Raw genomic sequence first — 18,739 nt, forward strand, 5'->3', positions numbered from 1 at the left:
ATGGCTGGCGTCGGCGACATGGGGGACGTGGCCGGTGCCGGATGGGCGGGGGTCGGGGGAGGCGGTGGGGCCCAGGGCGAGGGGGGAGCCGGACGGTCGCCTGCCGCCGGGCGCATCGCGGCCAGGGTCGCCAGGGACAACGTCGGGCCGGTCAACGCCGATCGGGCGCCAGAGTCCGTCGTCGTGGCAACGGCGGCGGACGTCGGCGGCCCGACGTCCGGCCGGTTCGGGCCAGGGTTGGCCGCGCCGAGGTAGTCGCGGGCAGCGCGTACCGCCGGGTGGTGCTCACCGAGCACGGCGGGCCCGGCGCTGGCGACGCGCGTGTAGTTGCGGCGAGCCTCGTGCCTGTTGCCCAACTCCTCGGCAACCTCGGCCAGTTCGAAGGCGAGCGCGAGCATCATCGGCTCGGAGTGGTCCCAGCGCCGCTCGCCCGCCGCGAAGGCCTCCTCCAGCACCCGGCGGGCGGCAAGCGGGTCGTCTGCCTCACGGTGCAGGCGGGCCAGCAGGTGCGCGGTGTGCAGCGTCTCGGGATGGTCCTCGCCGTACGGCGGACGGGCGGACCCGACAGCGTCCGCGAGCAGCTGCCGGGCAGTGCCGAGGTCGCCCTCGGTACGCAGTGCGAGGGCCCGTTGCTGGATGGCGGCCAGAGGAGAGGGATGGGACACAGGGCAATGCTGCCCGTCACCGGGCCGCCGACGCTACCCGGGCTCACGCCCGATCCCGCTTCGGTGACCTCGCGTGACGGGTGTGAGCAGGGGCGGGAGGACGACCCGGCAGGGACCAGTGGGCGATGTGCATGATCCACGAGTGCCGTGTACAGTGACTCCCCGTGCGGCTCGCCGTGCCGACCTCGGATGGAAAGATCATCTGGGCGGCGAGGTAGGCTGAACGAGCAGGTCCGGGTGGCGGAATGGCAGACGCGCTAGCTTGAGGTGCTAGTGCCCGTATAGGGCGTGGGGGTTCAAGTCCCCCCTCGGACACATTATTTCCCCACGAAGCGTGATTTCTCTTCGCGTTCCGAGCGATCCCCGTCCCGTTGGACGGGGATTTTTGCTGCGCGGGACAGGACGCTCGTCGGGGCGGTGAGCGGGAAGACCGCCCTGTCGGTTTCGATGGTCCAGGCGTCGTGGTCACACACGATGATCATGTTGTTGAGCCGCAGGTAGCCGGCGACGCTGTCTGGATCCTGGTCGCGCATCGCCGGGTGGTGCCGACGCAGGCAGCTGTGGTGTCGAATCCTGTCCAGAGATGGTCCTCTCGGACGTAGAGGCTCTTCTGTCGTCTCGATGAGGTGGGTCGGGTGCTGGTGTTGCCGTGTCGGCAGCGGTAGCCGGCACGGTCGTGGACCCAGTGGGAGTCCATGATTCGGCCGCAGACGCCGCAGCAGATCACTCCGGCCAACACATAGCAGCGGGGGATGCCGTCGGCTGGGGTCGGTGCGCTGTGGATTGCCTGGACGGCGACGAAGTGTTCTTCGCTGACGAGCGGAGTATGCGCGATCTCGCGGGAGATGACCCAGTCAGTGGAGGCGCTCCACCGTTGGATCTCGTGGTGTCGATCGAAGGTTCCCTTGTCAGGGAGGGCATCACGGTCGGTGCGTTGACGGTTCCAGACCTGCCGCCCGGTGTAGCGGGGGTTGGCCAGGATGGCCGCGACAGTGGTGAGCATCCATTGGTGGCCGCTGCGGTGGGGGTTACGCGCTGGGTCGGCGCCGGACGGGCACAAGACGCCGTTGTCGTTGAGGGCGCGGGCGATGCTGGCCACGCTCCGGCCGGCGAGCCGCTGCTCGAAGATCCACCGGACGTGGGGTGCGGTGGCAGGGTCGGGTTCCAAGCGGTGCAGGCGTCGTCCCCCGGCGGCGTGGGCGCGGTTCGGATGCGGGCCGGCGTCGGCGAGCCGGTAGCCGTAGGGTGGCCGGCCGCCGAGGTGTCGGCCCTGCAACTCTGCCTGAGCGCGCATGGCCGCAGTGGTGCGATGCCGGGCTCGGGACACCTCCCGCTGGGAGTGCACGCCGAGCAGGTCCAGCAGCGCCAGCTGTCGGGGGTTGTCGAAGGCCACCGGCCCGTAGGTTTCCGGTAGCCACAACTGCACGCCGTGCCTGAGCAAGGTGGGAGTCAACTGTTCAAGCTGCTGGCCGTGGAAGGCGCGTTCGTACTCCCCGACGACGATCGCGTCGAACCCGCGTGCCGCGTCCGTCACAGCGGCGAGCAGCCGTGCCGCCTGCGGCCGGTCCGGCCAGGGCACTCGGCGGGAGACGCCCTCGTCGAAGAACTCCACCACGATCCGGCCATGACCGGCGACCAGGTCGCCGGCGTAATCGCGTTGCCACCGGCACGACGACGCCCGATCCTGAAAGTCGACGGTGGACATCCGTCCATAGAACGCGAACCGCAGCCCATCCACAGCCGGGGCGAACCGTTGTGGCCGTAGCTTCCGCTGCCCGGCGGCCCAGGACGAAAGAGCGCTCCGTCCCGGTTCTGCCACCGCCCTCGTCGCCATAAGGACCTCCACGAGCGGTGCGTCTAGCCCGTCCTGGTTCCCACGTCCAGCGTAAGAGGCAACGGATGACTCATGACGACCGATCACCCTTTCGGGTGATATCGAGAGTCCCTAGCCGACGCGGCTTGCCGACAGCACCGAGCGGCGCAGCGCGGCAACAAAGCTAGCCGTCGGCACGTAGCATGCTGGTTCAGCAACGCGGCACTGCCGGCTGGCGCCGCTGTGAAGGGCGTCAGCCTTGCCTCCGTAAGTGCCACTGTGGATGCCCCGCTGTGCGGGTGAGCCAGGCGTTCGCTGCTCCCCGCAGGCAGGCCGGGACGTGTCGACACCGAGGCGGTGCATCGTGCGCCCGACAGGGATCGTAGGTCGGCGGCTACCCGCAGACGCAGATCGAACAGCACGTAGTTGTCGGCGTACACCTTGAACCACAGAGTCGCGTGCGTCACGGAGTACCAGCAGCTATTGACGTCCAACCGTCCGCGAGGGGGGACCGAGAACATCCTTCGACTACGTTAGGTCACCGTTAGCAGGGCGGCGGCGTTCGGATCTGCCGAGTTGAGTGCGTCCCTACCTTGCTCCATCAGGTCGGCGCACTTAGCGTCGGGCGTCGTTTGCGAGTCTCACGAAACGAAACGGTGGGCGTTGCGGGTGCACCATTCGGTGAATGACCGGGGCGGGCGGCCCAGCATGCGGTGAATCGTGTCGGTGCGGAAACCGGCAGTGTCGGCTCGCATGAGGGCGAAGCCCTCGATAAGGGCGGCGGCGAGCGCCGGGGGCGCGCCGTGCGGGAAGCGGGCTCGCACGGCCTCTTCGGGGGAAGTCACCGGCCGCACGTCAAGGTGACGGCCGATGGCTGCTGCGAGCATACGGGTTTGCTCTGTCACGGTGAGCGCCTCATCGCCGGTCAGGACGTACTGCTTGCCTTCGTGGCCCTCTTCGGTGAGGGCGACGGCGGCTACGTCGGCGATGTCGGCGGGATCGATCGGGGCATACCGGCCGCAGCCGATGGGGTCGAGCACGAAGCCGCCCGCTCGGATGGTGGGTAGCCAGTCCAGCGCGTTGGTCATGAAGGCGCCGGGTCGCAGGATCGTGGCGGGGATGCCCGAGGCCCGAACCAACTCCTCACGGTCATGGTGCCACCGGCCCATCGCGGGCATGGGGTCGCCGAGCACGTTGGAGGAGGACAAATGAACGATGTGCCGCACGTTGGCGGCTTGGGCAGCCGCAACGGCGTTTTCGGTCTGTACCAGACCGATGCCCGGGGTGAGCAGGAAGAGCGCCTCGACACCGCCGAAGGCGGCCGGCAGAGTCGTGGGATCGTCGAGGTCCGCGACAATATGCCTCGTGGCGGTGGCTATCCGGGCTGGGTCGCGGACCAGAAGACGCACCTCGGCGCTTGTCTTCTCCAGGGCCACGATCAACTCGCGACCGATGTTCCCGGTGGCGCCAGTAATGAGTATCATCGACACTCCAGGTTCGTTAACCGGTTAATGAACAGGACGATCGAACGCTAACCGGTTAACGAACTGCTGTCAATGAGGAGAGCCGGTGCCTGAGTTCCTCGACCTTCATGGCTTGACCAACAAGGCGGTGCGCGCCGCCGCGGAGGCTGCCGTTCGGCGCCACGGCCTTCACCTCGGCCAGGACCACTTACTGGCGGTGTTGTGGAACGAGGATGGCCGCACCCCCGGTGAGATTGCCGCCAAGGCCAACGTCTCCACCCCGGCGGTGGTGAAGATGTCCGGGCGCCTGATCGAAGCCGGCCTGATCACCCGCCGACGCGACGATCGAGACAACCGCCTGGTCCGCCTCTGGCTGACTGACGCCGGCCAAGCCCTGCGGCACCCGATAGAATCCGAACGGCGCCGCCTCGAACAAAGAATCACCGAAGATTTGACTGAAGCTGAGCGCCGTACCTTGCTGTCCGCGCTCACCAAAATCCAGCGAGCAGCAACCGCATTGTTGGCTGAAACCGGCGAACATCCCGTTCGTCATGATCGAACGCACTGATCTGCCGCGAACCGCTCGCTACCCAATGTAGGCGGTTACTCGGCAACCGGTGCGTCACTCGGCCGGGCGTTGGAGCGGAACTGGAGTACGTCCATGGCCTGGGGCAACAGGATCGACGGATCCGCTTCTCGCATCGCGAGGAGAGCAGGTATCGCTCCACGAGTGATGGCCGAGTCGATCGCCTGCTGCGTCTCGGGCGGGAGTGACTCCCAGGTGGCCTTGGCAGCGCAGAGGTGGCAGCGCTCATCGGCACGTTCTGGGAGATAGGTCGCATAGCCTTGGCCCCAGGCCGAGCAACGGTAGTCGATCATGGATCGATTATCCTCCTGCCGGCGCTGCCGCTAGAGGGATTCAGGGCGTTCACATCCCACTGGTCGGACAGCACCCCGGCCCGCCTGACACCGGACAGGCCCTATCCGCGCGTCAACGTGCCGTCCATCCAACGTGGCAAGCAGACGAGTGGCCAGGCCCACGCACTGCCATGGGTTCGACGACGGAACATGTGCTACGGTAACCAGGTTGCAGTTTTGATTTCCGTAGACGTTATCCGGCGCCTGATGGGGTATCTGAAACCCATCTAGGCGCTTTTCGTTTTTCGTGTCGTTTCGACGCGGGTGATCAACGCGGCGGCGTAAGGGTCCGCACAGTGCGGTCTCTGACAACCTGCGAGGAGCAGACATGACTACAGGTACCGTGAAGTGGTTCAACGCCGACAAGGGCTTCGGCTTCATCAGCCCGGACGACGGCGGCGCCGACGTCTTCGCCCACTTCTCCGCGATCTCGGCGAGCGGCTTCCGCAGCCTCGACGAGAACCAGAAGGTGGAGTTCGACGTCACCCAGGGCCAGAAGGGCCCGCAGGCGGAGAACATCCGCCCGCTCTGATCCACATTCTGTGAGCGGCGGCCCGACTGGTTTAGCGGGCCGCCGTTTGGCGTTTAATGCGCTTACCACGGCATCGCAAAAAATCGTCTCATCGGCACAAGGCCGGCCATCTCGGTGTGGAGCCAGCTCTGCATTGCCCCGGGTTCTCTCCTCGGGATCGATTCGACCTCGGGCGCTAACTTGATCTTTAACCTATGCGGCGTGGCCTCGGTTTATTCGAAGTCTTCGTTTTCTTCGTGTCGCCTTTCGGTTTTGTGCTGGTGGCGGCGGTGACGATGTGGACGTCGTGGCGGGCTGCCGGGTGGCGGTTGCGTAGTCCGGGTGGTCGGCCGGGTCCTGGCCGGGAGGGTTTCGGTGCGCAGGCGGGGTTGCCGGCTTTGGCGCGTAGGTGCCGAAACGCGCGGCGGACGCGGGCGGGTGAGAGCCGTTCGGGTGGTGCGGGGCGTTCCCAGGGCCGGCGGAGGTCGCTGGCGGCGGTGCGGGCCAGCCGCAGTTGGGTGTAGGCGGCCAACACGAGCCAGGTCCAGCGATCGGCGGCGTGGGGGTCGCGCAGTTTCGGGCTGGTCCAGCCGAGGGTCTGCTTGAGCATGCGGAAGGTGTGCTCGATGTCGAACCGGCGCAGGAACGCCTGCCAGAGCAGGTCAACCTCGGCGTCAGTGGCGGCCGGCTGGGACCACCACAGCCAGACCGGTTTCGCGGTGGCGCCGCTGGGCAGCCGGTCGACCTGCAACAGGATCACGGTGCCTTCGATGATCGGCAGCGGGCCGTGTTGGGCGGTCCAGGCGGTGCGGTGGGTCAGCCTGGGGTGCAGCCGGTGCCAGGCCCGCGCGGTCGCGGTGCCGTAGAGACGGGTGTCGGTGGTCGTGGTGACGTCCGGGTCGCCCCAACTGCCCGGGTCGCCGAAGATGAACTCGCCGCCATGCCGTCGTGGGCGCCCGGTGGTGCCGGGCAGCCGGGGTGGCGCGGGCCGGCGCAGCACCCGGTCGGAACGCATCCGCACCAGAACCTGAACGGGGAAATCGGCCAGCAGGAACGCCAGCCGGGGCCCGTCGTAGCCGGCATCCGCGACGATCCACACGTCCGGATCACCAGACTGCCACTGCCCGGCAGCGATCAGCCGCTGCACCACCTCCCGCAATTGGCCGGCGGTGACCGTGGCAGCGTCATCGCCGGGCGCCAGCCGGCGGGCGTCCAACGGCGCGGTCCACGAGGTGCGCCCGGCCTCCAGGGCGGTGACGAACGAGTACGGCCAGCCCGGAACCCCGATGTGGGTGTCCTTGCCGCGCCCGTAGGTGTGGCACAGCACCCGCTCCGGGCAGGTGTGCGCCTCCGGCCGCAGCCAGCACGTCACATCCACCGCCAGGACGATCCGCCCGTCCGCGGCCCGCGGCAGCGGCACCGCCGCCACCGCGGTCCGCAGCCGGTCGGTGTCGATCCGGCCGCGGTTCAACGCCGCGTACAACGAGCCGTGACCGCGGCGATGCTCACCCACCAGCGACAACTCCACCAGAGACCGCACCGGCGCGTCACCGCACAACAGCGCGTCTGCCAGCTCGAACAACGCATCCCCACGAGCGGTCAGACAACGGTGGAACTCACGCCGGAACGCGGCCAGCCGCCCGACCGCGTCGAACGCTCCGCCATCGTGCACACTGATCACCAGACAGCCCTTGGTTTGCGATCTTCTTCCCTAGACAAGAGGAATGATCGATCAAGGGCTGTCCCCATGATCAGCCGGGGTCGATACCACCGCCAGCAGGTTAAATATCAAGCTAGTCTGCCAAGGCCGACTTTCGCCTCGCCCAAGGCGCGACTCTGGCCCACGGACCATACAGACGCAGGCATCGACCCTCACCCCCGGGTCATGGGTCGCTGATCCTCACAGTGACGGGTCTGCTGTATATCGATGTCCGGTCGCGCAGGCCCGCCGTGCCGGACCAGTAGCTGGTCCCGTTAGCTGAGACACCGATCCCACCCGCGACGCCGTGACCAACGCATCCTCTGTGATGACCTTTTCGGCGGGACCGAAGGGGTCGGCTATCGCCATCACGTGACTGGCTCTGTCGCCCGCGACCTAGCCTGGAAGCGTGGACAACCGTGATGAGGTAAAAGCGTTCCTCAGCTCCCGCCGTGCCAAGATCACCCCTGAGCAGGCCGGTCTGACGAGCTTCAACCGCAACCGACGGGTTCCCGGGTTGCGCCGGAGCGAGGTAGCGGATCTGGCCGGGGTCAGCGTCGAGTACTACGCACAGCTCGAAAGAGGCAACTTGTCCGGTGCCTCCGACAGCGTCCTGGATGCCCTGGCCCGCGCGCTGCACCTCGACGAGGCCGAGCAGCAGCACCTGGCCGACCTGGCCCGTGCGGCCGGGCCCGGCTCCCGCACCCGCCGGAAACCGACCGCGCAGCAAGTTCGCCCGAGCGTGGCCCGGGTGTTGGAGCTGATGAGCGACGTGCCGGCGTTCGTCAACAACGGCCGAGGTGACGTCATCGCCGCGAATGCGCTGATGCAGGCGTTGTACGCGCCGATGTTCGACGACGCCACCCGGCCGGTGAACCACGCCCGGTTCGCGTTCCTGAACCCGCGGGCGCGGGATTTCTGGCGTGATTGGGAGCGGATCGCCACCACGACAGTGGCGATGCTGCGGACCGAGGCCGGCCGGGACCCCTACGACAAGGAGTTGACCGATCTGGTCGGGGAGTTGTGCACCCGCAGCGAGGAGTTCCGGACCCGGTGGGCCGCCCACGACGTGCGCCTGCACAACACCGGGATCAAACAATTCCGGCACCCGGTCGTCGGCGAGATCGACCTGAACTTCGAGACCATGCAGCTGACCGCCGACCCCGGCCTGTCCATGACCCTGCTCAGCGCCCCGGCCGGCTCCGCCGCCGACGACGCCCTGCGCATGCTGGCCAGCTGGGCCGCCACCCGCGACCAGGCCCCGGCAACACCCGAGACCCGATAGCGACATGGTTGACATGCGGATCGGTATCAATCTGCCGAACTACGGTGTGCTGGGCACCGTCGACACGATGCGCCATCGCCGTGAGCCCGTCCGCCATCCGTAGCGCTCGGGCAGAGCTGATCCGGCTGGCACCGGATCGCCACCTGGACATCTCTCTGCGCTTCGTGACCACGATCGATCCCGGTCAGCGTCACAACGACCCGGACGCGACCACCCTGACCGGCAGCCCGACCGCCTTCACCAGTACCGGGCCGCGGGCGTCGACGAGTTCGTCCTCGACTTCCCCACCCGCGACCAGACAGCACACATCGCGGCATTGCACCGCTCCGCCGACACTGTCGCCCCGCTGCTCGCTATGACCCGCTGAACCCCACTCGGGGTTCCTCTACCTGGTCGCGGTCGTCGGCGCGGGCGCAACGGCCCGGGACTGCCCCGGACGAGTGGTGGGCTGGCAGTACACCTTCCAGCAGTAACTTCTCCCCGCCCGCGAACGGCGGTTGTCTGGAGCAGCAGCACACCTCCGACAACGCCTGAAGGGCTCATCTCATGACTGCGCCACTGACCGGAACCGTCGCGATCGTCACCGGCGCGAGCAGCGGCATCGGCGAGGCGACCGCCCGCCGCCTCGCCGAACACGGCGCGTCGGTCGCCGTCGTCGCCCGCCGCAAGGACCGCCTCGACCTGCTGGTCAAGGATATCGAAGCCGCCGGTGGCACCGCGCTGGCCGTCACCGCTGACATCACCGACCGGACGCAGGCCGATCAGGCTGTGCAGACGGTGGTCGACCGGTTCGGGCGGCTCGACATCCTGGTCAACAACGCCGGTCTCATGCTGCTCGGCCCGGTCGTCGGCGCGGACGTCGAACAGTGGGAGCGGATGATCGCCGTCAACCAGAAAGGCCTGCTCTACGTCACCAACGCGGCCCTGCCCCACCTGCTCGAAGCCGCGCAGGACGAGCTGCGCCAGGTTGCTGACATCGTCAACATCTCCTCCATCGCCGGCCGGGTGGCCTGGGCGAACTTCGGCGTCTACAACATGACCAAGTTCGGCGTGAACGGCTTCACCGAAGCCCTGCGCCAGGAAATCACCAAGAAACACGTCCGGGTCGGGGTGCTGGAGCCGGGAGCGGTCGACACCGAACTCGTCTCGCACAACAACGAGCAGGTCAAGAACGACCTCGCCGCGTCCGACGACATCGCCGAGCCGCTGCAGCCCGGGGACATCGCCGACAACATCGCGTTCATGGTGACCCGCCCGCGCCGTTCATCGATCGCCGAGCTGTGGGCCATGCCCACCAGCCAGGCCTGAATCAAGGAGTCAGAAACATGAAGAACGCACACCTCGGCAGCCTCACCGTGTCCCGCATCGGCCTCGGCGCGATGACCATGGCCGGCGTCTACACCAGCGAAGGCAGCCTGGACAACGCCGAGTCGATCCGCACGATCCACCGCGCGCTCGAGCTCGGGGTCACCCACATCGACACCGCGGAAATCTACGGCCCGTTCCTCAGCGAACAGATCGTCGGCCAGGCCATCAAGGGCCGCCGCGAGCAGGTGAAGATCGCCACCAAGTTCGGCCTGGTCTCCCACGCCGGTGGCGGGCCCGGCGTGACCGACAGCAGCGCCACGAACGTGAGGGCCGCTGTCGAGGGATCGCTGAAGCGGCTTGGCACCGGCCACATCGACCTGTATTACCAGCACCGCGTCGACCCGAACACCCCGATCGAGGAGACCGCCGGTGCGGTCGCCGAGCTGATCAAGCAGGGCAAGGTGCTGCACTTCGGCCTGTCTGAGGCGTCACCGGAGACCATCCGCCGCGCCCACGCCGTGCAGCCGGTGACAGCTTTGCAGACGGAGTACTCGCTGTGGACCCGGGACGTCGAGGCCGAGATCCTGCCGCTGCTGCGCGAACTGGGCATCGGTTTCGTGCCGTACTCCCCGCTCGGGCACGGCCTGCTGACCGGGCAGATCCGTTCGGTCGACGACTTCGCCGACGACGACTGGCGCAAGAGCAACCCGCGGTTCACCGGGGAGAACTTCCGCCGCAACCTCGCCCTCGTCGACGAGGTCAAGGCCATCGGCGCCGAAATCGGCGCCACCCCCGCGCAGACCGCCCTGGCCTGGATCCTGACCCGCGGCGACGACATCGCCCCGATCCCCGGCACCCGCCGGGTCTCCCGCGTCGAGGAGAACACCGCCGCCGACACCGTCGAACTCACCGCCGACCAGCTCAAACGCCTCGACTCGCTCGAACCCGCCGCCGGCGACCGCCACGACGAGGCCAACATGGCCTCCATCGACCGCTGAGCAACAAAAACCCCCGAGAAGACATATCTCCCGCAAGACACCCGGCGCGGCACATCGGTCTGAAGATCAGCCGCACTGCGCCGGGCACGATCGGTTTTCGGCGACGGCTCCCGACAGAAGCGGGCGCCACCAAGCCCCACCGCCTGCCCGACGCCGTCGCCGCACTCGACATCACCCTCACCGACGAGGTCACCGCGCCCGAAAAGCACTACACCCTGCGCGAACCGAGCAACTTCTGAACCCCTTTCGGCGGGGACGCCGCCTACCCGCCCCGACCCGCACCCACCCAGCAAGGAAGCACCCCATGAAGGCATGGACAGCCGACCAGCTCGCGGCAATCTCCGTCAACAAGGACCTGTTCGTCTCGCCGTTGCGTGAAGACGGCGTCACCTACGGCACCCCCACCCAGACCTGGGCCCTCGTCGTCGACGACACCGTCTACGTCCGCGCCGCCAACGGACTGTAGTCACGCTGGTACCAGGCCGCGATCACCCACAAGAACGGCCGGGTACGCGTCGCCGGCCACGACTACGACGTCACGTTCCAAGCCGCCGGTGACGACAACGAGGCGGCGATCGACGCCGCCTACGAGACGAAGTATCCCGGCAGCCCCGCCGTGGCGACCATGAAGGGCGAAGGCCCCGAATCAGCGTCGGTGCGGACCTCACCACGCTGACCCGCCCCGCAAGCCGCATCACACGAACTTGAGGCCTGAACGGACATTCGTGACGTCGAAGACAGCATTGCCAGAAACCACCCAGGTGCCGGCCACTTCCGCCGCGTTCCCGTGGCTGCCGCTGCTCGTGCTCGGATTCGCGTGGTTCCTCGGCGTCGCCATCGAACTGAGCCCCTCGGGCCTGCTCCTCGACGCGGGGTAGACCGCGGCGGCGTCGGTGACCGCCTCCGTCGGCTTGACCTTAACCGTGGCGATGGCTCGCCGGAAGAACCGCCGGGCAGCGTCGGCGTCCCGGCGGGTCGAGACCAGCACGTCGATGACCTGCCCGTACTGGTCTATCGCGCGATAGACGGAGCGCCAGACCCCGTTGACCTTGACATACGTCTCATCCACGGACCACCTGTCACCTGGGGCGTGGCGGCGGAATCGGGCGGCGTCGGCCAGCAGCGGCGTGAACCGCTGCACCCACCGGTAGACGGTGACGTGGTCGACCTCGACGCCGCGTTCGACCAGCAGTTCCTCGACGTCTCGGTAGGAGAGGTTGAACCGCAGGTACCACCGGACCGCGACGACGATCACCTCGGGCGGGAAACGATACCCGGCGAATGCGAACTTCGGCGGTAGCCAGAGGCGAGGACGGGTCGACACCTTCACAGGTCAAGCCTGCCTCGATCTTGCCCACGACCAACGCAACAGAGCCCAGTCGCCTGCGATCGAGTCATTGCTGGTTCGCGGTTCGGTACTCCTCGTCGGGGACGGGCTCGAGCCAGGTGGTGGGGTCGCCGCCGTCGGGGAGGTTCTCGAGCATGGCGAGGTGGCTCATGAAGGTGTCGGCTGTGGCGCCGTGCCAGTGTTCCTCGCCGGGTGGGCAAATGACGGTGTCGCCGCCGCGGATGCGCAGGACGGTTCCGTCGCGGGTACTGACCAGCCCCGTGCCCTCGGTGACGTGCAGGGTCTGTCCGACAGCGTGGGAGTGCCAGTTGGTGCGGGCGCCGGGGGTGAAGCGGACGAGGGCGACGGTCATCCGTGACGGCTCGGTCCCGTTGTAAATGGGGGTCAAATAGACGTCGCCCGTGAACATCTGCACGGGTGTCTTGACGGTGGGACTGACAGGCTTGAGTTCCATGGCGTGCTCCTCTGGATGGTTCGCGATCAGGGCCGCAGCAGCGTCTTGATCGCGCGGCGTTCGTCCATCGCGCGATACCCCTCGGCGGCCTGGTCGAGGGGCAGGGTCAGGTCGAAGACCTTGCCGGGGTCGATCTGCCGGTTGCAGATCAGGTCGATGAGCTGGGGCAGGAAGCGGCGCACCGGGGCGGGGCCGCCGTGCAGGTGGACGTGGGAGTAGAACAGCTCCTCGCCGTGGATCTCGACGCCGTGGGTCACGCCGACGTAGCCCACGTAACCGCCCGGCCGGGTGGAGCGGATGGACTGCATCACCGCTTCCTGGGTGCCGACGGCCTCGATCACCGAGTCGGCGCCGAGTCCGCCGGTGAGTTCCTTGATGCGGGCGACGCCTTCGTCGCCGCGTTCGGTGACGATGTGGCTGGCACCGAACTCCGCAGCGAGCTTCTGCCGTGGCTCGTGGCGGCTCATTGCGATGATGCGTTCGGCGCCGAGCTGCTTGGCGGCCAGGACAGCGAGCAGGCCGACCGCGCCGTCGCCGACGACCGCGACCGTCTTGCCCGGCTGCACGTCGGCAGCGACGGCGCCGAACCAGCCGGTTCCGAGGACGTCGGAGGCGGCGAGCAGGCTCGGGACCAGGTCATCTGAGGGGATGTCCGGGGTGGCGACCAGGGTGCCGTCGGCGAGCGGGACGCGGAGCAGTTCGGCCTGCGCCCCACCTGCGCCGACGTACTCGCGGTGCACACAGGAGCTCTGGTAGCCGGCCTGGCAGATCTCGCAGGTGTTGTCCGAGGCGAAGAACGAGCCGATTACGAACTGTCCCGGCTTGACGTTCTTCACCTCCGGGCCGATCTCCTCGACAACGCCGACGTACTCGTGGCCCATGGGGGCCGCCCCGTTGATGGCTTCGATTCCTCGGTAGGGCCACAGGTCCGAGCCGCACACACAGCTGGCAGACAGGCGGATGATCGCGTCGGTCGGCGCCGTAATCTTTGGGTCATCGCGCTGTTCGACGCGGATATCCCCGGGGGCGTGGAGGACAACTCCTCGCATGGTCATTCATCCCCTTCAGGTTTCTCTTGGTCCCGGCCCGGATGATCGGGCTCAGGCCGGGATGTGGATCCCGCAGCCGCAGGACATTGCGCGGTGCTGAGTTCGGTCAGTTGCCGCGAAAGGCGCGCTTGGCGACAGCCATAGCCGACATCGCCTTCGGCCATCCGGCGTAGTAGGCGAGGTGGGTGATCGCCTCGACGAGTTCCTGCTCGGTCGCGCCGTTCTCCTTCGCCAAGCCGAGGTGATAGACGAGCTGATCAGTGTTCCCGCTGGTCGTCAGGGCCGCGACCGTGACGAGGCTACGCTCCTTCGGCGACAGCTCCGGGCGCTTCCAGACCTGCCCGAACAGCACGTCGTCGGTGTACGCCACCAGGGCGGGTGCGAAGTCACCGAACATCTTCTCGGCGCCCGAGGGCTCCTTGTCGTCTGCCATGTCTTGTTCCCATCGTGGTTTGACTGGTTGCCCGCGCGGCGGTAGCGCGGAGGTTCTCGTTCCGATACGCCTGAGGATGCGAGGGGCTACTCGACGGAGGTGATGGTGACGGTCAGGATCGGGGATGCGACTTGGGCGTCGAACCGGACGTAAAGTTTGCTTCTGCACGAAGTTACCCGGATGGGTAGGCGGATTTCACGCATCCCACCTTCCGGCGGCTATGCGATCATTCGCTCTCCGATCCTGGTCAGCACGCCGCCGGGTGCCTACGGCCGTCACCACGTGCACGTTTCTCCCGGATAGACCGGCGCATTCCACCGGCACCGGCAATGAAACCCCCGCTGCCACGTCGATGGGAGGGCCTGCTGTGGCAGGTAATGACAAACCCCCGTGGTAGGAATGCCCGGACGTAACGTTGGCGCCGTGGACAACAGGGAGGAAATCCGCGAGTTCCTGGCCTCCCGACGAGCCAGGATGACGCCACAGCAGGCCGGCCTGCCGCTGTTCGGCGGCAGCCGACGAGTCCCGGGACTCCGGCGCGCCGAGGTAGCCCTGCTCGCCGGAGTTAGTCCGGACTACTACACCCGCCTCGAACGTGGGAATCTCTCCGGCGTGTCCGACAGCATGGTCGAAGCCGTCGCCCGGGCGCTGCAGCTCGACGAGGCCGAGCGCTCACACCTGTTCGACCTCGCCCGGGCCGCGAACAGGCCCATCCGCGTGCGGCGCCGGGCGGCCACCCAGCAGGTCCGGCCCAGCGTGCAGAGCCTGCTCGACGCGATGAGCGACGCCCCAGCATTCGTGCGAAACGGCCGCCTCGACATCCTCGCCGCGAACCGGCTCGCCCAGGCGCTGTATGAACCGGTGTTCGATACCCCGGCCCGGCCAGTCAACCTGGCCCGGTTCTGTTTCCTCGACTCGCGCGCCGGCGAGTTCTACCCCGACTGGGACGACGCGGCGAACACCACCGTGGCGTTGCTGCACACACCGAAGCTGGCCGCGATCCCTACGACCGCGGTCTGACCGACCTTGTCGGAGAACTCGCCACCGGTAGCGACCACTTCCGCACCCGCTGGGCGGCCCACAACGTCCGCCTACACCACACCGGGTTCAAGCAATTCCGCCACCCCTTGGTCGGCGAGCTCAGCCTCGGCTTCGAGGCCATGCCGTTGCCTGCGGACCACGGACTGACCATGACCGCCTACAGCGCCGAGCCCGGTACGGCGGCCCAGGACGCCCTGCGCCTGCTGGCCAGCTGGGCGGGCAACCGTCGAGCCCACCGACTCCGCCACGACGGCCGACAACACATGAGACAAAGCTACGCTTCCACCACCCCGTCGTCGGCCACGTCGATCTAGCGCCCGGCGCGGTAAACCGGCCGGCCAAGCGCGGGAATGACCGTTTCGCCTGCGACACCGCCGGGTCAGATGCGGCTACACATACGGCTATTGACGCCTCACGCTGCCGCGCCCGCTCGGGTGGCGCGGACCGATCAGCAACATGCCGATGAGTACGACGATGATCGCAGCAAGTTGGACGCAGGCGGCCGTCGAGATGCCGAGAGCAATCGTGGCGAGGACGGCGAGGGCGCCGACCACCCGGCTCGGAAGTAGACCGAGGCGCAGGCCGAGCGCGGCGCCGCTTGTACCAGCCAGAAAAAGGGCAACGCCGCCGGCAAGGGCGAGAGCGGCGGCGGTGTCGGAGGGGTGCTCGGGATGGGCGACAGCAGCATGGATGCCGGTGGCGGTGGCGATGATGCCGAGGAGCAACAGGTAGTGCGGGAGGACGTAGGTCCGTGCGGAAAGCCGGGTACGGGTGCGGGGGTCAGCGGCGACGAGGGTAGAAGCAGCGGCGCCCGTGTCCATGAAGTAGGTCCACCACAGAGCGGCAGGCAGGGCGAGTCCCATCACGACGGCGGTGCCGGTGGCGGCAGTGATGTGACGTATGTCCACGCCGGCGCCGATGGCGACGACAGATTCACCGAGCGCGACGATGACGAGCAGGCCGTGGCGTTCCACAAGGTGTTCAGCGGCGACCTCGTAGCTGCCGGCGACCCCGATCCAGGAGAACCCTGGAGCGAGGTAAGGCAGCGCGGCTTGAACGAGAGCCGCTGCTAACCACAGGACATAGGTGGCAGGGCCGGTGACCAACGCGGCGAGGCCGATGAGCAGCGCCGCGGCCAGGTTGTAGGGCGCGAGACGGATCGCAGCGGCACGGGCTGCGGAACGGCTGAACATGATCAAGTGGATGCCGACGACGACAAGAAAGCCTAAGGCGAAGAGCACTGCGGTGTCGGTGAATGCGGCAGGGATGGCCACGCTGGTGAGCAGGAAGCCGGCCATGCCGGCAAACAGCGTGATCTTCTGAGCGGGGTGCCTCGGAGGCACCTGGTTGGTCAGCCACGCGTATCCGGTGTATGGGTACCAGAGAACACCGAGGATGATGGCGATGCGGCCGATCCCGGCCCAGCTCGTGTCGCCTTCCAGCACGCCGGTGAGCTGGGTGACGGTGAAGACGAATACGACGTCGAAGAAGACCTCGACTGTGGTGACCCGGCCCGCGGATTCGGGGCGGCGGTCGGTCCGGCTCATGAAATCGGAGGGTACTGCCGCGGAGGCGGGTGCAGGCGCCGTACGAAGAAGCCTCCGCCGCGATACATATCCCCGTCAGGCAAGGGGAGGGTTGTCGGGGGCGGCGCAGGAGTGGCTGACATCAGCCTCTGACATCAACGGTGGCGGTTGAGGCCGGACAAGTTCACACGAATCTGGCGCCAGGCCCGGACAGGATGACCGTCAAGGGACGCTGTGGCCCGTGTCGGGGGCGCCTTACAAGCGAGGGGTGAGAGCCGGCAAGGGTGTCGGCTCCGGGCAGGTGGACGAGGACCAGGTCCAGGCCGCCACCAGGCCGACGGAGGACGATCGTGAGCGGTCAGCGGCGACCACTGGTGACGACGTCTGCTCAGGTAACAAGGCGTAGCCAACCCGATCATCCGGCCGCTCTCGGCCGAGCGTGTGAACGGCCTCGGGGTACTCGAAGGTCGTGATGGTGAAGCGGACGGGTGTGCCGGCGGTGAACCCGATCTCGCCGTCATCGACGTGGTACCAATCCACCTTCACCTCGTCGCGATCACCATGGAGGGTGCGCCAGAACCGCGGATGCGGAGCATTCCGCAAAGTAGCTGAAGTCCAGGTGATGCGCCCAAGTGCCATAACGCGGCCGTGACCACCTTTTTCTTGAGGGCGATGCACGTTGGTTTCGGGTTGCCGGTCTGATCGCCGGCGGTTCCTCGTACTTGACCCGGCCGAGCCCGTTGACGAGGATCCGCGCCCACATGCAGCGGGCGTGTAGCGGAGGAGCCGGTGGCGACTCGGTGGTAGCCAAGCCTTCGACGAAGCACTTACAGGCATACCCGCTCTTCACCACCATCTGCCACGAACGCCCGGCGGTACGCGGTGATGGCCATGACGCTGACGTGTGGAACTGGGTGACTGCCGTCAAGCTCGCGGTGGGGTGCCAGCTCGGGGATCAGCGTCTGCGTCGGTGCGCGGCCGCCTGCCGCTGCCTTGATCACTGCGTGAGAGGCTGTGACCTTGCCGCAACGGCGAACAGGCGCTGGTAGGAGGTGCGGTGACACGCCAGTGGTCGAGCCGCTCAGCAGCTCAACCGGCCGCGCCGGCGGCGGTTTCTAGGACCGGTTCGGCTGCTCATCGCCGGGTGACCGGGCCTGTCGGAGCCGAGCACACCCAGTCCGGTGCCGCCGATCATTACAACCCGGAGCGCGACGGCCCCCTGGCGTCACCCTTTCAGCGTCCTCACCAGTGGAACCCACGAGGTTGATCATGCAGGCGTCCCCAGTGCACCCACCCGTCCATGGCGTCACCGCCGCGAGGCCCACCCGTCACCCGCGTGCTGCTGCGACGGCGGCGCGGTCATGAACCTGGGCATCATCGGTCAGGCGGTGGCCCTGTTCGCTCTCACTAACATCGACGACATCCTTATCCTGGCCCTGTTCTTCGCCCGAGGTGCCGGGCGCCGGGACACCACCCGCAACATCGTCGCCGGGCAGTACCTCGGGTTCGCCGGCATCCTCGCCGTCGCTGTCGCGGCCGCCTTCGGCGCGACGTTCCTCCCCGACGAAGCCGTGCCCTACCTCGGACTGCTCCCGCTCGCCCTGGGCATCAAGACCGCGGTCCAAACATGGCGACCCCCGCACCGACAACGCTGACGACGAGACGAGCACCGGCGAAGACGCGCCAGGCATCGCCGCCGTGGCGGCGGTGACGCTCGCCAACGGCGGCGACAACATCGGCGTCTACGTCCCGGTCTTCGCGACTGCCGGCGTCGGCGGCATGAGCGTCTACGTGATCGTCTTCCTGCTCCTGGTCGCCGTCTGGGTCGCCGCCGGCCGATTCTTCGCCACCCGCCCGATCATCGCCAAGGCACTCAGCCGCTGGGGTCACATCCTGCTGCCCGTCGTCCTGATCGGCATCGGACTGCTCATCCTCATCGAAGGCGGCGCCTTCGGCCTGTGACACCGTGCATCCCGACGGCGCGGCGATACCCATCCGAGTGTCGCCGCGTCGCAATGGAAGAACCGCTCAACCCGACACCAGAACGCTCCCGCGCTGAGCCCCGCACCCAAGCCGGCCCTGGACCCAGAACCCACGAACACTGAAACCTCGTTTATGAACTGGCCGGGCGCCCGGGGCTGTCTCGCTAAGGGTGTTTTCGGCGATCTTGGTTAGTAGGTTTCAGCAGGTGGGAAGCGGTCGCTGAAGGTGATGGCGAAGGCGTTCAA

At 67.6% G+C, this 18,739-nt stretch carries 19 protein-coding genes, 1 tRNA gene and 3 pseudogenes; 12 read left to right on the forward strand and 11 right to left on the reverse strand.

The genetic code is table 11. The features are described 5' to 3' along the window. A partial coding sequence (locus ABZT87_RS29080; protein WP_355139505.1) for a tetratricopeptide repeat protein occupies window positions 1-647 on the reverse strand: 647 nt, incomplete at its 3' end. Window positions 648-896: 249 nt separating this feature from the next. On the opposite strand from ABZT87_RS29080, the gene ABZT87_RS29085 reads away from it, so the two are divergent. Further along, window positions 897-980 (forward strand) — tRNA-Leu (locus tag ABZT87_RS29085). Window positions 981-1,143: 163 nt separating this feature from the next. Here ABZT87_RS29085 and ABZT87_RS29090 read toward each other — a convergent pair. Then, complete coding sequence (locus ABZT87_RS29090; protein WP_355139507.1) at window positions 1,144-2,499, reverse strand: recombinase family protein; 1,356 nt, start codon at window positions 2,497-2,499, stop codon at window positions 1,144-1,146. Window positions 2,500-3,119: 620 nt separating this feature from the next. Beyond that, entirely contained in the window at window positions 3,120-3,962 is an 843-nt protein-coding gene (locus ABZT87_RS29095; protein ID WP_355139452.1) for an NAD(P)H-binding protein, read from the reverse strand. Window positions 3,963-4,047: 85 nt separating this feature from the next. Here ABZT87_RS29095 and ABZT87_RS29100 point away from each other — a divergent pair, with 85 nt between their 5' ends. Continuing rightward, window positions 4,048-4,509, forward strand: a complete 462-nt coding sequence (locus tag ABZT87_RS29100) for a MarR family winged helix-turn-helix transcriptional regulator (RefSeq protein ID WP_355139454.1) — start codon at window positions 4,048-4,050, stop codon at window positions 4,507-4,509. Between the two features lie 35 nt (window positions 4,510-4,544). Here the strand turns inward: ABZT87_RS29100 and ABZT87_RS29105 are convergent, their stop codons facing one another. Beyond that, on the reverse strand, window positions 4,545-4,820 hold the full coding sequence (locus tag ABZT87_RS29105; protein ID WP_355139456.1) for a hypothetical protein: 276 nt from the start codon (window positions 4,818-4,820) through the stop codon (window positions 4,545-4,547). A 367-nt stretch (window positions 4,821-5,187) separates the two neighbouring features. Here ABZT87_RS29105 and ABZT87_RS29110 point away from each other — a divergent pair, with 367 nt between their 5' ends. After that, window positions 5,188-5,391, forward strand: coding sequence for a cold-shock protein (locus ABZT87_RS29110; RefSeq protein ID WP_043326981.1), 204 nt, complete (start codon window positions 5,188-5,190; stop codon window positions 5,389-5,391). 187 nt (window positions 5,392-5,578) lie between these two features. On the opposite strand, the gene ABZT87_RS29115 is transcribed toward ABZT87_RS29110, so the two are convergent. Then, window positions 5,579-7,051 (reverse strand): NF041680 family putative transposase, encoded by a 1,473-nt coding sequence (locus ABZT87_RS29115; protein ID WP_355139458.1) that lies wholly within the window; start codon window positions 7,049-7,051, stop codon window positions 5,579-5,581. Window positions 7,052-7,478: 427 nt separating this feature from the next. Here ABZT87_RS29115 and ABZT87_RS29120 point away from each other — a divergent pair, with 427 nt between their 5' ends. The 4 genes and pseudogenes from ABZT87_RS29120 to ABZT87_RS29135 all read left to right on the forward strand — a co-directional run bounded on the left by ABZT87_RS29120 (window position 7,479) and on the right by ABZT87_RS29135 (window position 11,336). Beyond that, window positions 7,479-8,354 (forward strand): helix-turn-helix transcriptional regulator, encoded by an 876-nt coding sequence (locus ABZT87_RS29120; protein WP_355139460.1) that lies wholly within the window; start codon window positions 7,479-7,481, stop codon window positions 8,352-8,354. Window positions 8,355-8,900: 546 nt separating this feature from the next. Further along, complete coding sequence (locus tag ABZT87_RS29125; RefSeq protein WP_355139462.1) at window positions 8,901-9,662, forward strand: SDR family NAD(P)-dependent oxidoreductase; 762 nt, start codon at window positions 8,901-8,903, stop codon at window positions 9,660-9,662. A 17-nt stretch (window positions 9,663-9,679) separates the two neighbouring features. Continuing rightward, window positions 9,680-10,660 carry an aldo/keto reductase gene (locus ABZT87_RS29130; RefSeq protein WP_355139464.1) on the forward strand — a complete coding sequence of 327 codons (981 nt, stop codon included), beginning with the start codon at window positions 9,680-9,682 and terminating at the stop codon, window positions 10,658-10,660. A gap of 304 nt (window positions 10,661-10,964) precedes the next feature. Next, window positions 10,965-11,336, forward strand: a pseudogene (locus ABZT87_RS29135) (DUF2255 family protein). A 177-nt stretch (window positions 11,337-11,513) separates the two neighbouring features. On the opposite strand, the pseudogene ABZT87_RS29140 reads toward ABZT87_RS29135, so the two are convergent. The 4 genes and pseudogenes from ABZT87_RS29140 to ABZT87_RS29155 form a co-directional block, all read right to left on the reverse strand. After that, window positions 11,514-11,984 (reverse strand): annotated as a pseudogene (locus tag ABZT87_RS29140) (IS6 family transposase); the annotation flags it as partial. Between the two features lie 70 nt (window positions 11,985-12,054). After that, window positions 12,055-12,462 (reverse strand): cupin domain-containing protein, encoded by a 408-nt coding sequence (locus tag ABZT87_RS29145; protein ID WP_355139466.1) that lies wholly within the window; start codon window positions 12,460-12,462, stop codon window positions 12,055-12,057. A gap of 26 nt (window positions 12,463-12,488) precedes the next feature. After that, on the reverse strand, window positions 12,489-13,517 hold the full coding sequence (locus tag ABZT87_RS29150) for a zinc-dependent alcohol dehydrogenase family protein (RefSeq protein ID WP_355139468.1): 1,029 nt from the start codon (window positions 13,515-13,517) through the stop codon (window positions 12,489-12,491). 100 nt (window positions 13,518-13,617) lie between these two features. Continuing rightward, entirely contained in the window at window positions 13,618-13,944 is a 327-nt protein-coding gene (locus tag ABZT87_RS29155) for a carboxymuconolactone decarboxylase family protein (RefSeq protein WP_355139470.1), read from the reverse strand. A 423-nt stretch (window positions 13,945-14,367) separates the two neighbouring features. On the opposite strand from ABZT87_RS29155, the gene ABZT87_RS29160 reads away from it, so the two are divergent. The 3 genes and pseudogenes from ABZT87_RS29160 to ABZT87_RS29170 all read left to right on the forward strand — a co-directional run bounded on the left by ABZT87_RS29160 (window position 14,368) and on the right by ABZT87_RS29170 (window position 15,299). Then, window positions 14,368-14,964, forward strand: a complete 597-nt coding sequence (locus ABZT87_RS29160) for a helix-turn-helix transcriptional regulator (RefSeq protein ID WP_355139472.1) — start codon at window positions 14,368-14,370, stop codon at window positions 14,962-14,964. Then, window positions 14,961-15,131, forward strand: a pseudogene (locus ABZT87_RS29165) (transcriptional regulator); the annotation flags it as partial. The gene ABZT87_RS29160 and the pseudogene ABZT87_RS29165, both read left to right, overlap by 4 nt. Window positions 15,132-15,134: 3 nt before the next feature. Next, window positions 15,135-15,299, forward strand: a complete 165-nt coding sequence (locus tag ABZT87_RS29170; protein WP_355139474.1) for a hypothetical protein — start codon at window positions 15,135-15,137, stop codon at window positions 15,297-15,299. Window positions 15,300-15,386: 87 nt separating this feature from the next. Here ABZT87_RS29170 and ABZT87_RS29175 read toward each other — a convergent pair whose 3' ends face one another. Continuing rightward, complete coding sequence (locus ABZT87_RS29175; RefSeq protein WP_355139476.1) at window positions 15,387-16,532, reverse strand: low temperature requirement protein A; 1,146 nt, start codon at window positions 16,530-16,532, stop codon at window positions 15,387-15,389. Between the two features lie 234 nt (window positions 16,533-16,766). After that, the gene (locus ABZT87_RS29180; RefSeq protein WP_355139478.1) at window positions 16,767-17,348 is read right to left on the reverse strand and encodes a DUF5984 family protein; all 582 of its coding nucleotides are present in this window, start codon (window positions 17,346-17,348) and stop codon (window positions 16,767-16,769) included. Between the two features lie 524 nt (window positions 17,349-17,872). On the opposite strand from ABZT87_RS29180, the gene ABZT87_RS29185 reads away from it, so the two are divergent. Both ABZT87_RS29185 and ABZT87_RS29190 read left to right on the forward strand, forming a co-directional pair. After that, the gene (locus ABZT87_RS29185; protein WP_355139480.1) at window positions 17,873-18,166 is read left to right on the forward strand and encodes a cadmium resistance transporter; all 294 of its coding nucleotides are present in this window, start codon (window positions 17,873-17,875) and stop codon (window positions 18,164-18,166) included. A 43-nt stretch (window positions 18,167-18,209) separates the two neighbouring features. After that, window positions 18,210-18,473: a cadmium resistance transporter gene (locus tag ABZT87_RS29190; RefSeq protein ID WP_355139482.1), complete on the forward strand. Its 264-nt coding sequence runs from the start codon at window positions 18,210-18,212 to the stop codon at window positions 18,471-18,473. Window positions 18,474-18,739 lie beyond the last annotated feature (266 nt).

The organism is Micromonospora sp. NPDC005237 (assembly GCF_040607775.1).
Classification (GTDB): domain Bacteria; phylum Actinomycetota; class Actinomycetes; order Mycobacteriales; family Micromonosporaceae; genus Micromonospora.

Excerpts from the sequence above, each read along its gene's own strand:
- ABZT87_RS29175 (WP_355139476.1), bottom strand. The coding sequence starts at position 16,532 with ATGAGCCGGACCGACCGCCGCCCCGAATCCGCGGGCCGGGTCACCACA.
- ABZT87_RS29170 (WP_355139474.1), top strand. The coding sequence starts at position 15,135 with ATGACCGCCTACAGCGCCGAGCCCGGTACGGCGGCCCAGGACGCCCTG.
- ABZT87_RS29110 (WP_043326981.1), top strand. The coding sequence starts at position 5,188 with ATGACTACAGGTACCGTGAAGTGGTTCAACGCCGACAAGGGCTTCGGC.
- ABZT87_RS29105 (WP_355139456.1), bottom strand. The coding sequence starts at position 4,820 with ATGATCGACTACCGTTGCTCGGCCTGGGGCCAAGGCTATGCGACCTAT.
- ABZT87_RS29185 (WP_355139480.1), top strand. The coding sequence starts at position 17,873 with ATGAACCTGGGCATCATCGGTCAGGCGGTGGCCCTGTTCGCTCTCACT.
- ABZT87_RS29125 (WP_355139462.1), top strand. The coding sequence starts at position 8,901 with ATGACTGCGCCACTGACCGGAACCGTCGCGATCGTCACCGGCGCGAGC.
- ABZT87_RS29090 (WP_355139507.1), bottom strand. The coding sequence starts at position 2,499 with ATGGCGACGAGGGCGGTGGCAGAACCGGGACGGAGCGCTCTTTCGTCC.
- ABZT87_RS29150 (WP_355139468.1), bottom strand. The coding sequence starts at position 13,517 with ATGACCATGCGAGGAGTTGTCCTCCACGCCCCCGGGGATATCCGCGTC.
- ABZT87_RS29180 (WP_355139478.1), bottom strand. The coding sequence starts at position 17,348 with ATGCCTGTAAGTGCTTCGTCGAAGGCTTGGCTACCACCGAGTCGCCAC.
- ABZT87_RS29095 (WP_355139452.1), bottom strand. The coding sequence starts at position 3,962 with ATGATACTCATTACTGGCGCCACCGGGAACATCGGTCGCGAGTTGATC.
- ABZT87_RS29155 (WP_355139470.1), bottom strand. The coding sequence starts at position 13,944 with ATGGCAGACGACAAGGAGCCCTCGGGCGCCGAGAAGATGTTCGGTGAC.
- ABZT87_RS29145 (WP_355139466.1), bottom strand. The coding sequence starts at position 12,462 with ATGGAACTCAAGCCTGTCAGTCCCACCGTCAAGACACCCGTGCAGATG.
- ABZT87_RS29130 (WP_355139464.1), top strand. The coding sequence starts at position 9,680 with ATGAAGAACGCACACCTCGGCAGCCTCACCGTGTCCCGCATCGGCCTC.